7 protein-coding genes are annotated in these 13,446 nt (G+C 71.0%); 4 read left to right on the forward strand and 3 right to left on the reverse strand.

All coding sequences use genetic code 11. The annotated features are described in order from the left end of the window. Positions 1–107 precede the first annotated feature (107 nt). The gene (locus tag ACWCXH_RS27575; RefSeq protein ID WP_449804174.1) at positions 108–1,397 is read right to left on the reverse strand and encodes an ABC transporter substrate-binding protein; all 1,290 of its coding nucleotides are present in this window, start codon (positions 1,395–1,397) and stop codon (positions 108–110) included. Positions 1,398–1,568: 171 nt separating this feature from the next. Between ACWCXH_RS27575 and ACWCXH_RS27580 the strand changes: the two genes are divergently transcribed. The 3 genes from ACWCXH_RS27580 to ACWCXH_RS27590 all read left to right on the forward strand — a co-directional run bounded on the left by ACWCXH_RS27580 (position 1,569) and on the right by ACWCXH_RS27590 (position 9,197). Beyond that, entirely contained in the window at positions 1,569–2,660 is a 1,092-nt protein-coding gene (locus ACWCXH_RS27580) for a LacI family DNA-binding transcriptional regulator (protein ID WP_449804175.1), read from the forward strand. Between the two features lie 155 nt (positions 2,661–2,815). Beyond that, complete coding sequence (locus ACWCXH_RS27585; RefSeq protein ID WP_449804176.1) at positions 2,816–4,888, forward strand: endo-beta-N-acetylglucosaminidase; 2,073 nt, start codon at positions 2,816–2,818, stop codon at positions 4,886–4,888. Between the two features lie 127 nt (positions 4,889–5,015). Beyond that, positions 5,016–9,197, forward strand: coding sequence for a glycoside hydrolase family 38 N-terminal domain-containing protein (locus ACWCXH_RS27590; protein WP_449804177.1), 4,182 nt, complete (start codon positions 5,016–5,018; stop codon positions 9,195–9,197). A gap of 184 nt (positions 9,198–9,381) precedes the next feature. Here the strand turns inward: ACWCXH_RS27590 and ACWCXH_RS27595 are convergent, their stop codons facing one another. Beyond that, complete coding sequence (locus ACWCXH_RS27595) at positions 9,382–10,665, reverse strand: vanadium-dependent haloperoxidase (RefSeq protein ID WP_449804178.1); 1,284 nt, start codon at positions 10,663–10,665, stop codon at positions 9,382–9,384. Positions 10,666–11,685: 1,020 nt separating this feature from the next. Between ACWCXH_RS27595 and ACWCXH_RS27600 the strand changes: the two genes are divergently transcribed. After that, positions 11,686–12,600, forward strand: coding sequence for an NAD(P)H-binding protein (locus ACWCXH_RS27600; protein WP_449804179.1), 915 nt, complete (start codon positions 11,686–11,688; stop codon positions 12,598–12,600). Positions 12,601–13,105: 505 nt separating this feature from the next. Here ACWCXH_RS27600 and ACWCXH_RS27605 read toward each other — a convergent pair. Then, positions 13,106–13,441 (reverse strand): hypothetical protein, encoded by a 336-nt coding sequence (locus ACWCXH_RS27605; protein WP_449804180.1) that lies wholly within the window; start codon positions 13,439–13,441, stop codon positions 13,106–13,108. Between the last annotated feature and the right edge of the window lie 5 nt (positions 13,442–13,446).

Genomic DNA, 13,446 nt, shown 5'->3' on the forward strand with positions numbered 1-13,446 from the left:
AGCCGCCACCAGCGCTCGCGCCGGTCCCGGGCGAGCTCCGGCACCTCCTCGATCAGCCCGCCGCCCGCCAGCACCTTCACGTTGCCACCGCTCGGCGCGAGCACGCCTCAGCCCTTGAGCAGCTTGTCGCACTGCTGGACGGCGGAGTCGAGCGCCTGCCGGGAGCTCGTCCGGCCGCTGATCGCCAGCGCGATCTGCTGGTTGATGACGGTGCTCATCGCGTCGTCGACCGGGACGGGCTGGATGATCTTCGCCTTGGCCAGTGAGGTGAAGGCGATCACCTTGGCGGCGCCGGCGTTGGTGCCGTCGCTCCTGCTGAAGAACGGGTCGTTCGCGGAGGCCTTGGTGGACGGGAAGACACTGGTCAGGTGGGCCAGCGCGGCCTGGTTGTCGGGGCTGGTGAGCCAGCGGGCGAGGGCGACGGCGGCCGCCGGGTTCTTGGTGCTCTTGGGGATGGACACGCCCTGGACGTACAGCGGCGGGGTGTTGAACGCGGCGGAGGGGACGACCTTCGGGGCGAGCGTCGGGTTGTCGGTGGCGAGCGAGGTGATGTAGTTGGCGCCGCCGGTGGTCCAGGCCGCGGTGCCGGAGTCGAACAGCTTGCTGTTGCCCGCGTAGGCGTTGGTCAGGACGTCGTTGGGCAGGAGGCCTTCCTTGAAGGCGTCGCGGTACTTGTCGAGCAGCGCGGCGGCCTCGGGGGTGTTGAAGGTGAAGGACTTGCCGTCGTCGGCCATGATCTTGACGCCGGCGTTGTAGAGGTCGCCGATGCCCGGCTTGCGGCTCATCAGGTACGTCCTGCCGCCGGACTTGTCCTTCATCACCCGGGCCTGGGCGATGAGGTCGTCCAGGCTGGCGGGGAGCTTCTTCGGGTCCAGGCCGTTTTGCGTCAGGAGGTCCGAACTCCAGTAGTTCACATCGGTGTTGAGGTACCACGGATAGCCGTAGACGCCGTCCTGGCCGGCGAAGCGGTAGGCGTCGACGCCGCCCGCGACGTACTCGTCGGCGAGCTTCGGGTCGGCCTTGGAGACGTCGAGGAGGATGTCCTTCTTCGCCAGGGGGAGGGCGAAGTCCGGCGGGAGGTTGACCACGTCGGGGAGGTCGCCGGCGGCGGCCTGGCTGAGCACCTTGCTGGAGTAGCCGTCGCCGGGCTGGTCGAGCCAGTCGACCTCGACGCCCGGGTACTTCTTCTCGAAGCCGTCGATCACCCCCTGCATGTAGTCGGTGAACTTCGGCTTGAGCGCCCAGGTCTGGAGCGAGACCTTGCCCTTGACCTCGCCGGTGGCGGCCGCACCGGCCACGCTCTCGCTGTTCCTGCCGTCGCCGGAGCCGAGCCCGCAGCCGGTGAGCGCGGCGGCGGTGACCGCCGTCGTCGTCAGTGCCGCCCAGATTCTTCGCATCGAGGTCTCCCGGTTCAGGGGTGGGTGGGGTCCAGAACGCAGCAGTGCGCAGTGGTGCGTGCACAGGGGGGATTGTGCCGGAATTCAGAACCTGACTTACTAAACCGGTCTAGCTATGCCAGGGACTATGCTCCCGCCTAAACTTGGATGTCAAGAGAGGAGTTCGGTCCCGTGGGCAGACCGACGATCGCCGACATCGCCCGGCAGGCCGGTGTCTCCAAGGGCGCGGTGTCCTTCGCGCTCAACGGCCGGCCCGGGGTGAGCGAGGCGACCAGGGCCCGGATCCTGCGGGTCGCCGAGGAGATGAACTGGCGGCCGCACAGCGCGGCCCGCGCCCTCGGCGGCGCCCGGGCCGACGCCGTCGGCCTCGTGATCGCCCGCCCCGCCCGCACCATCGGGGTCGAGCCGTTCTTCGGCCAGCTGCTCTCCGGCCTCCAGGCGGTACTCTCGGCCAGTGCCGTCGCGCTGCACCTGATGGTCGTCGAGGACACCGCCGCCGAGATCGAGGTCTACCGGCGCTGGGCCTCCGAGCACCGGGTCGACGGCTTCATCGTCGTCGACCTGCAGACCCGCGACCCGCGACTGCCCGTACTGGACGGACTCGGGCTGCCCGCGGTCGTCCTGGGCGGGCCCGGCAAGGGCGGCGGACAGCTGCGGATCTGGGCCGACGACCGGGAGGCGATGCTCTCGATCATCGACTACCTGGCCGCCATCGGACACCGCAGGATCGCCCACCTGGCCGGGCTGCCGCACTTCCAGCACACCCAGCGGCGGATCCGCGCGCTGCGCGACGCCTCGCGCCGGCTCGGGCTGGAGGAGGCGGTGTCCGTACCGACCGACTTCAGCGACGCCGAGGGCGCCGCGGCCACCCGCACGCTGTTGTCGCGGGCCAGGCGGCCGACCGCGATCGTCTACGACAGCGACGTGATGGCGGTGGCCGGGCTCGGCGTCGCGGGGGAGATGGGGGTCGCGGTGCCGAGCGAACTGTCGATCGTCTCCTTCGACGACTCGGTGCTCGCCCGGATCGTCCACCCGCCGCTCACCGCGCTCAGCCGGGACACCTTCGCGCTCGGGGAGCAGGTGGCGCGCAGCCTGCTGGAGGTCGTGGACGAGGCCGGGCCCGGACGGGACCTGCAGATGCCGACGCCGCGGCTGACCGTGCGGGAGTCGACGGCGCCGCCCGGCGCGCATCCGGGGCCGGTCGGCTCACCGGTCGGGGTGGTTGCCGCACAGGTCGTTGACACGAATTCTGAACCGGTTTAGCCTCGCTGCGCCGAGGGGTCCGGTCCTGCGCACTGTTCGCTGTCATGTTCGTTGAATTCCCCTCGATGAGCACCGTCACGCCCGCATGCACCCGGGCCCGCCGTCGTTCCTGACGGGCCCGCCCCCACTCTCCTCCGCTCGATCGGAGCCACCGCATGTCAAGACGCCTCCCCCTGCCGCTCAGCGCCGCGCTCGTGACCGCCGCGCTGGGCGTCGTGCCCGTCGCCCACGCCTCGCCCGCCGCGCCATCGCCGGTGAAGGTCGCCGCCGCCGGCAACCAGCCCTACGCGTCGTACTGGTACCCCAGCACCATCCTCGACTGGGACCCCTCCACCGACCCCGACGCCCGCTTCAACCGATCCCGCGTCCCGCTCCAGCCGCGCACCAGTGACCCGTCCCTCGCGGCCAACCCCAACGCCCGTGCGGGCGAAGGAAAGATCGCCTCCCTGGTCTCCTTCGCGCCCACCTCCAACAATCCCTCCCAGGGCTCCGCCGACCCCAACTACTACGCCTTCGGCTACTGGCAGTACGTCGACAAGCTGGTCTTCTGGGGCGGTTCGGCCGGCGAGGGCCTGATCCTCGCCCCGAACCCGACCGTCACGGACGCCGCCCACCGCAACGGCGTCAAGGTCTACGGCACGGTCTTCTTCCCACCCGCGGCCTACGGCGGCCAGGTCCAGTGGGTGCGCGACTTCGTCCGGAAGTCCGGCGACCGCTACCCCGTCGCGGACAAGCTCGTCCAGGCCGCGCAGTACTACGGCTTCGACGGCTGGTTCATCAACCAGGAGACCGGCGGCGGCGATTCCTCCCTCGCCGCCGAACTGCAGAAGCTCATGCAGGACACCAAGGCGCAGAGCGGCACCGACTTCATGTGGTACGACGCCATGACCAGCGACGGCTCGGTGAACTGGCAGAACGCGCTCACCACCGCCAACTCCCCATTCCTGCAAGATGGTTCGAAGCGCACTTCGGACTCCATGTTCCTCAACTTCGGCTGGACGTCCTCCGGCCTGGATTCGTCCCGCACCCTGGCCCGGCGGCTCGGCCGCAGCGAGTACGAGCTCTACTCCGGCATCGACACCGAGGCCAACGGCTACAACACCACCGTCGACTGGAACACCCTGTTCCCGGCCGGACAGCCGCACACCACCTCGCTCGGCCTCTACCGGCCCGAGTGGACCTGGAAGTCCGCCACCGACCGCAACGACTTCTACGCCAAGGACGCCCGCTACTGGGTCGGCGCCAACGGCGACCCCTCCGACACCAACCCCTCCGACAGCTGGCCCGGCCTCGCCGGTTACGTCGCCGAGTCCTCGCCCGTCACGGCCAAGCCGTTCGTCACCGACTTCGACACCGGGCAAGGGGACTTCTACAACGCCGCCGGCACCCGCGTGGCCACCGGCGGCTGGAACAACCTGTCGCTCCAGGACGTCCCGCCCACCTACCGCTGGGTCGTCAGCTCCGACGGCAGCAAGCTCACCCCGTCCGTCGACTTCACCGACGCCTACCAGGGCGGCTCCTCGCTGCGCCTGACCGGCACGCTCGACTCGCCCAACACCGTGCGGCTCTACCAGACCAGCCTGCCGGTCGCGGCGGACACCCGGCTGTCGATGGTGGTCAAGGCCCCGGCCGCCGGGCCGACCAGGCTCGAGGCCGCGGTCTCCTTCACCGACGCGCCCGACAGCTTCACGACGCTCGACCTCGGCGACAACTCCGGTACCGGGTGGGAGCGGCACACCCTCGACCTGTCGCCGTACGCGGGCCGTACGATCGCCCAGATCGGGCTCCGGGTCGACGGCTCCGACCCCTCCTACGACGTGCGGATCGGCCAACTCGCCGTGTACGACGGCTCGGTGGAGACACCGGCCGCGCCCGCCGGGCTCACCGTCCTCGGCGCGAGCGACGTCGTCGCCGGCTCCAGCCAGTCCCTGCGGCTCTCCTGGACGGCGGCGCCCGGCGGCGACGTCCACCACTACGAGCTGTACCGGCGCAACGCCGACGGCACCCGGACGTTCCTCGGCGCGACCCCCAACGACGCCTACTTCGTCGGCACGTTGGACCGCGCGGGCACGGAGGACTGCACGGTGATCGACGTCGAGGCGGTCTCGACGACGTACGGGCGTTCGACGGCCGCATCCACGACCGTCCCGTGGGCCTCGGGACCCTCGACGGGCAGCAACCTCGCGCCGCACCGGCCGGCCGGATTGCCCAAGGCCTCGAACTCGTGAATGCAGGCGGCCGGATTGGCCTTCTGGGTGGGCTTGGTGACGACCAGCCGCACGTACCGGACAATCACGTTCACCGGGTGGGTGGTGACCCAGTGGCCTCCCCTCGCTTGTCTTGGAAAGGACCCCCGTGCCGGTCACCATCACCGCCGTCGAGAGCACCGACCTGTTCGTCGGCCCCGAGGACGCACCGCGCCAGCTGTTGCGGGTCACCGTCGACGGCCCCGACGCTGCCCGGATCGCCGTCAGCGGTCCGGGCGTTCGCGGCGAGGCGGCCGGCACGGGGCCGGTCGAAGTCCCGCTGGAGATCACGGGCGCCGCGGTCGGTGCCCAACTCCCCGTCACCGTGAGCGCCGAGGGCGTCGTGGCCGAGGCCGTCGTCGAGGTCGCCGAACCGGGCTGGACGATGTTCATGGTCCCGCACTTCCACTACGACCCGGTCTGGTGGAACACCCAGGCCGCGTACACCTCCCCCTGGGACTTGCTCTCCGCCGACGCCACCACCCGCCCGCTGTGGGAGCGCAACGGCTTCGCGCTCGTCGACGCGCACCTGGACCTCGCCCTGCGCGACCCGGTGTACAAGTTCGTCCTCGCCGAAGTCGACTACCTGAAGCCGTACTTCGACCAGCACCCAGAGCGGCGCGAGGTGCTGCGCACGCTGATGGCGCGCGGCCAGGTCGAGCTCGTCGGCGGCACGTACAACGAGCCCAACACCAACCTCACCGGCGCCGAGACGACGATCCGCAACATCGTGTACGGCGTCGGCTACCAGCGCGACATCCTCGGCGGCGACCCCCGAACCGCCTGGCAGCTCGACGTGTTCGGGCACGACCCGCAGTTCCCCGGCCACCTCGCCGCCGCCGGCCTCACCGGCAGCGCCTGGGCGCGCGGCCCGTTCCACCAGTGGGGCCCGATCCAGAGGAACTTCCGCGAGGCCAAGGACGACGCCCGGGTCATGCAGTTCCCGAGCGAGTTCGAGTGGATCGCTCCGAGCGGCGACGGCGTGCTCACCCACTACATGCCCCACCACTACTCGGCGGGCTGGTGGATGGACTCCTCGCCGGACCTCGCCACCGCCGAACGGGCCGTCTACGAGCTGTACCGCAAGCTCAAGCCGGTCGGCGCGACGAGGAACCTGCTGCTGCCGGTCGGGACGGACTACACCCCGCCGAACAAGTGGGTCACCGAGATCCACCGCTCCTGGGCGGCCAAGTACGTGTGGCCGCGCTTCGCGTGCGCGACCCCGCGCGAGTTCCTCGACGCCGTCCGGGCCGAACTCGCCGCCACCGGGCGGCGTTTGAGCCCGCAGACGCGCGACATGAACCCGGTGTACACCGGCAAGGACGTCTCCTACATCGACACCAAGCAGGCCCAGCGCGCAGGCGAGGTCGCGGCGGTCGACGCCGAGAAGCTCGCCACGCTGGCGTCCGTCCACGGGCTCGGCCGGTACCCGTCGGCGGCGATGGACAAGGTGTGGCGCCACCTCGCGTACGGCGCACACCACGACGCGATCACCGGCTCCGAGTCCGACCAGGTGTACCTCGACCTGCTCGGCGGCTGGCGGGAGGCGTACGACCTCGCGGCGGGGGTGCGGGACACGGCGCTGGACGCGCTGGTGGGGCGGATCTCGACCGGCGGCCCGGGGTCCGCGGTGGTCGTGACGAACACGCTGTCGTTCGACCGGACGGACCTGGTCGCCGTGCGGCTGCCTTCGGAGGCACAGGCGGTCCGGGTGCTGGACTCCCTCGGCACAGAGGTGCCGAGCGTCGTCGACCGGGGCACGCTGCGGTTCCTCGCCGTCGATGTGCCGGCGCTGGGGTGGCGCACGTGGCGGCTGGTCGAGGGCGCGCCGGGCGATGCCTGGACGGCGTCGGACGGGTGGACGATCGCCAACGAACGCTACCGCGTGAGCGCGGACCCTTCGCGTGGCGGCGGCCTCAGCTCCGTCCACGACCTGCTGCACGACCGGGAGTTGATCCGGGACGGCGCGATCGGGAACGAGCTGCGCGTCTACGAGGAGTACCCGCAGCACCCGGACTTCGGCGAGGGCCCGTGGCACCTCGTGCCCAAGGGTCCGGTGGTCGGCTCCGGTTCGGGCACCGCGGCCGTCCGGCGGGAGGCCGGCCCGCTCGGGGAGCGGCTGGTGATCACGGGGACGGCCGACGAGGTCCGCTACGAGCAGACGGTGACGCTGTGGCGCGGGCTCGACCGCGTCGACTGCCGGACCCGGGTGGTCGACCACTCCGGCGCCGACCGGCTGCTACGGCTGCGCTTCCCCGTCGACCTGCCCGGCGCGCTGCCGGTCAGCGAGGTGGCGGGCGCGGTCGTCGGGCGCGGCTTCGCCATGCCGGACGTCGACTCCGCCGAGGCGCCGTGGACGCTCGACAACCCGGCCAACACCTGGTTCGGCCTCGGCGCGACGGCGCGCGCGGTGCTGCGCGACCCGGCTGGATCACCCTTGGGCGAACGGGCGTTGGGGGTGGCCGAGGTCGTCGTGCCCGGGCTCGACGACGCCGCTCAGGTGCGCGGACTCGTGGTGGCGCTCGCCCGGGTCGGCGTCACGGCCACGACCTCGGGGGCCGACTGGGCCCGGTACGGGTGGCTGGACGTGGACTCCAACCTGCCGGACTTCCGGATCGTGGTGGGCGGGCCGGAAGTCAATGCCGTTGCAAGGGGGTTGTTCGATCGCGCAGGTGAGTCGTACGCGAGCGTGCTCAGGTCCGAGGGTGCTGTCTGGGTGCCCGCCGAGTCGCCCCTGGCCGAGGTCTGGCGGCCCGGCGCGGACCTGCGGGATCTGCGGGCGCTCCCGGCGCTCGTCGTCACGGATCCTGCTGCGCTGGCGGCGGATCTGGCCGACGCCACGATCGAGGCGGTTACACCGGACACCTCCTCCGAGCAACTCGTCGATCACACCGTCGCGTTGCTCAGCTTCGGCCTCCCAGGCTTCGCGGTGGACGCGACCGGCGCGCTGCATCTGTCGCTGATGCGCTCCTGCACCGGCTGGCCGTCCGGCGTCTGGATCGACCCGCCCCGGCATACGCTCCCCGACGGCTCATCCTTCCAACTCCAGCACTGGACGCACGAGTTCGACTACGCGCTGGTCGGGGGAGCGGGTGACTGGCGGGCCCAGGCGCTGCCCGCCCAGGGGCAGGAGTTCAACCACCCGCTGTACGGACGCGTTGTGCCCGCTCAGGACGGCCCGCTGCCGTCCACCCTGTCGTGGCTGCGCGTGGAGCCGCAGCGCGAGGTGCTGCTGGGCGCCCTGAAGCCGGCCGGGAACCCGATCGCGGAAGGCTCGGCGGCGGAGGTCGGACCCGAAGTCACGCTCCGCCTCGTCGAGTCGACGGGACTGGGACGGGAGGTGCAGCTCGGCGGGGCACTGGGACTGGGCGAGCTGCGTCACGCCGACCTCCTGGAACGCCCGCTCGGGCCGGTCGAGCGCCTCGACCTCGCGGGCTCGCAGATCACCACCCTCCTGGCGTCGCCCGGTGTCTCCTCCTCCTCCGACGGCCCGGCCCTCGGCCCGGTGACGGAGCCCGCCCAGCCCGTCCACGCCCGCTACTGGCTGCACAACCGTGGCCCGGCACCGCTCGGCTACCTGCCGGTGTCCGTCGGTGCGTCGCCCGGCCTGCTGCGGTCGGCGGGGGAGCCGGTCGAGGTGTCCGTGGTGCTCTCCTCCCACCTGCGGGACGCGGCGGTCGAGGGCACGGCCGTCGTCCTGCCGCCCGCGGGCTGGCGGACGAGCCTCGGCAGCCGCCCGTACCGCCTGGAGGCCGGTGGACACGTGCGCTTCCCGGTCGCCCTCACGCCGCCGACGGACGCCGGGCCGGGCCTGTACTTCGCCGCCGTGCGCCTGACGTACGACGGCCAGGAGATCGAGGACGTGGTGACGATCGCCGTCGGCGACCTGCCCGACCTGCTGCCGGTCCCCGGGGGGACCCCCGAGGATCGGGCGGCCACCCAGGGCACCAAGGCCGAGGCAGGCCGAGACACCGGCCTGGAGGTCGCCGCGTCCCATGAGACGCTCCACCTCACCCCCGGAGGCCGAACGACGCTCGCTCTCACCCTCACCAACCGCACCCGGAGCGAGATCCGGGGCGAGCTGCAAGTCGTCTCCCCTTGGGGCACCTGGGAGGCGATCGAGGCCCCCGTGCGAGGCTTCGCGGTCGCGGCCGGGAGATCCTCCGCCATCGCCTTCGACATCACCGCCCCCGAGGACCTCGACGAGGGCGCCTACTGGGCGCTGGCCAAGGTGATGTGGTTCGGCCGCTGCCAGTACAGCCCGACCGTCGCCCTGGAGGTCCGACGGTGACCCTCGGCCTCCTCGACGGCCGCCCGCTCCCCCGCACGGCCCTGGACCGTCGCCTCGTCGCCGACCGGGACAGCCAACCCTCGATCCCACCGGCGCCTGCGTGACGAGGAGCCGGCTGTATCCGACACGTCGGGTACAGTCGGCTGCTCATCACGGGGCGTTCACGCCGTGCGGGTGCGGGCGGTCACAGATGCTGTGCCACGAAATCTGCCACCTGCGTGCCGAGTTGCTGACCGGCACCGTTGTCGATGGAGGTGTGCTGGCCGGACCAGACCCGGCTGAGCCACGCTTCGGTGGCGGCGTCCTGGAATCCGGCGAAGGTTCGGGTGACGCCCTTCGAGGTCACCGCGAGCTGGTGCTGCGCGCCGTAGAATCCGGCGAGCGTCGTCGCCGCGGCCTGACTGAGAGCGCCGTGGGCGCCGGGGTAGGACGGGTCCGGGGCGGTCGGCAGGAGCGGGGTCCAGTTGGGATCGCCGACGATGCCCGGGTTGTAGTGCGTGTCGCCGAGCTGGATGGCGGTGACGGGCCGCCACACGTGGTAGGCGTACTTGGCGTCGTACATCGCGATCGCGGTGTCGGCGAGGGACAGGTCGAGCCGGGCGAAGACCTTCACCGCCTGCTCCAGGCTCGCGTTCTGGGAGGTGACGAGGTCCTGCGCGACCTGGTTCCAGACGTTCCAGACGGGGGCTGCCGCCCAGAACGTCGCGGCCGCGGTCTGATCGGCGGTGCGGGTGGTACTGGTCTTGCTCCCCAGGCTCTTGACCTCGTTCAGGGCGGCGGCGTACTCGGGGGTGCCCACGGCCGGCGGCGCCGCCGGGCGGAACTGGTTCCCGCTCGTCAGCACGAACGGTTTGACCGAGCCCCAGTTGGTGAACACCGGTGCGGGGAAGTCGGGCGGTGTGAGCCGGTAGTCGCCGGGCGCGGTGCCCGGGGTGAACGGCGGCGGCGTGGCCGAGGACCCGTCACCGGAGCGCAGGCTGATCAGTTGGCCGGCGACGGCTGCTCCCACGTCGATGCCCGCCTGTTTGTCGGCGCCGTCGGTGATCGCGGACAACTCGCTGTTCAGCTGCTGGTCCACGCTCGCGCGCTCGGCCGGGTACAGCGCGACCAGCACGTCGTGGGCCGCCTGGTCCGCTGCGACGTCCGCACGGGCGCCTTGCGGCGCCGGCACCGAGAACAGGTAGGTGGGATCGGTCCGGGTGATCGATGCCACCGCGTCGTACTCGGCGGCCTGGAGGAGCGCGAAGCTTCGCGTGGGGTGGACGGTGGGCGGCTGGGCCTTGGGATCGCTCAGGATGGTGATGAGCGCGCGGTTCCAGTCCACGACCGACGTTCCGGTCCCCGCAGCGGTGGCGCTCGCGGTCGGTGACTGAGCGGCGGGGGAGGCGGCCCCGAAGGCGGGGCTGGTGAGTCCGGCCGCCAGCACGGTTCCCGTCAGGATGGCGAGTGTCTTCTGCTTTCCGTTCATGTTTCGGTGGCTCCTTCTCGCTGGTGGCAGGCTGTGACAACCGGTGGTCATATCGGATGCCCGGACCATTCGGGTGCATCACTTAGGCCGCTGCGGGCCAGGCGGTCAGCGGAGACTGGGGATCGAGAGGGGAGTCCGTGGCACGTGCCGCCGAGAGGACATCTGCCGCGGAGTCCGAGGGGGACTGCGAAGCGACGACGGGGACCCGGAGCGACGACAGGGATCGCGAAGCCGGTCTCCTCTTCGCGTCATCATGGCCGCATACCAGATAAACAGCCTGCGGGTACTCGATCCGCGTCGCAACTCCAACCCGACTTGCGGGGCGACCCGATCCGTGCCGGTGCTCCGACAGCGAGGGCGCCACCTCACCGCCCGGGAATCCGGCCCCGGGACGCCTGACGTCCAGCGCCGCGTGCGACACCCAAGAGCTTCGGTCAACCTTGGTGGAGGTGCACACCACCGGAGGAGTGTGGTCCATGACCGACGAACTGCTCGACCTGGCCATCGCCACGGCCGGCGGCCGCGGACTGTGGAACACCGTGCGCGGACTGAAGGTCGACATCTCGATCGGGGGCCCGATCTGGGCATCGAAGGGCTGGCCGGCGGGGCGGACGTTCGACCAGGTCATCACGGTGGATGTGGGCCGGGAGCACATCGTGTTCAGCCCCTTCACACGCCCGGACCGGCGGATGGTCTTCGACGCCGCGGCCGACCGGGTCACGATGCAGACCCTCGACGGTGAGCCACGACGAGCGGATCTCCGACGTCGGTCGCGAACTCGACGCTCTGCTCGCCCAGTTGATCAGCCTACTCGGTGGCGAAGTGCCCCCGCACCTGGCGTCCGCGTAAGACCGAGGTCGATGCGGGGTCCGGTGCGGGGGTGGATCTCGGCGACGGCACCACGTTGCCGGCCACGACGCCCGTCGTCGGACGCGCGCCGTGCGCAGCCTTCACGACCCGACCCACACCCCGCCCGGGACCCGTGAACGCCCGGTCCGGAAGAGCAGGAGGCGATCGACGATGCGTTTCCAGTCCATCCTTGTCACCGGCGTTGGTGGCGGCGTCGGCGGAGTCGGACGAACGGTCCTCGACCGGTTGCATGCCGAGGGCGTGCCGGTCCGGGCCCTTGTACACCACGACGACGAACGGGCCTCGGCTCTGCGGGCCATGGCCGGCGTGGACGTGGTGGTCGGCGATCTGACACGCGGCGCCGACGTGGTGGAGGCCCTGGCGGGCTGCCGCCGGGCCTACTTCGGGATGAGCGTGTCGCCCGCGTACCTGGAGGCTGCGACGACGGTCGCCGCGGCCGCCCGGGAAGGTGACGGTCTCGAACTGCTGGTGAGCATCTCGCAGATGACGGTCTCGCAGATGAGCCTCACCAGCGATGCCGAATCCCGGCAGCAGCGGCTGCACTGGCTGGCCGAGCACGTCCTCGACTGGTCGGGGGTGCCGGTCGTCCATGTCCGGCCCACGGTGTTCATGGAGAATCCGCTCTTCGCCCGGGTCGCTGTCGCCTCGATCCTGCGGGACCGCACGATCCGCCTCCCGTTCGGATCCGCCCGGACCTCGCCGGTCGCCGCAGCCGATGTGGCGGAGGTCATCGCACGTCTCCTGCTCGACCCGGCTCCGCCGTCCGGCCGCGTCTACGAACTGACCGCAGCGCGCTCCCGGGACATGGCAACCATCGCGGCCGAGTTCTCCACCGCCCTGGGACGTGCCGTGACCTACGTCGACGTGCCGTACGAGGACTGGCTGGAACGCGACCTCAAGGAGCAGGACCTGCCGCCCCACGTCTTCGAGCACATCGCCACGATGGCGCGGCTGCACCGCGAGAATCGGTACGACCGGGCCACGAACGACGTCGCCGAGCTGCTCGGGCGCCCCCCGCTGGGGTTCGACAGTTTCATCAGGAACACCCCCGCCCTGCAGTCGTAACCACTCGCGGATCGGAGGCCACCAGGCCTATCGGCACCGCACGCCGTGGCATAGCTTGAAGAAGGGAACTGGATGAAAAAAGACCGATGAGGATGGAAATTGAAATGTCTATTGAAGGATCCAGGCTTAAACAGGTAAAGCGAGCGGGTGGGCTCACCGCAGCCGCCGTAGTGGCGATCACCACGCTCCTCGGCGGTGCCGGCACGGCCCTGGCGAGGCCCGCCCTCTCCCCGGTGGGCGCGGTAACCGTAGCGGCCCCGTCACAGAGCGGGGACCAGGGCGGTTACGGCTACACGGCGGGGTTCACTGCCGGCGAACGTTCCTGCGCCGCGGGTGGAGTAGTCCCGAAAGCCCCGCCTGGTAGCGAATCAGGGCTTCCGGCCGACCTTGCCGATGCGATAAAGAAGGCGCCACCCAATAGTCAGGAACGGAAAGATGCGGATGAGAGGGCGAAGGCCTACCAGGTGAACTTCGGGCAGGGGTGGACTGCTGCCGTAGCCGACTGTCAGAAGTCGGCGGGACCTTCGCAGGGCACCACTTCAGTGGCGCCGTCGCAGCCGTCAACGCCGTCGCAGTCGTCGCAGTCGTCGACACCGTCGACCACGCCGTCGGGACCGTCGGGACCGTCGGGACCGTCGGGGCCGTCGGGGCCGTCAGCGCCGTCGCAGTCGTCGCAGTCGTCGCAGTCGTCGACACCGTCGACCACGCCGTCGGGGCCGTCGCAGCCGTCGGCACCATCGACCACGATGCCTCCGAACACGTCCGGTAACACCTGCCTGCAATCCATCAACTGCCAGCCCGGGCCGGCAACATATTGACAATCAGTCCAGCTGCACAGCACGCCTC

This window comes from Kitasatospora sp. NPDC001660 (assembly GCF_053596725.1).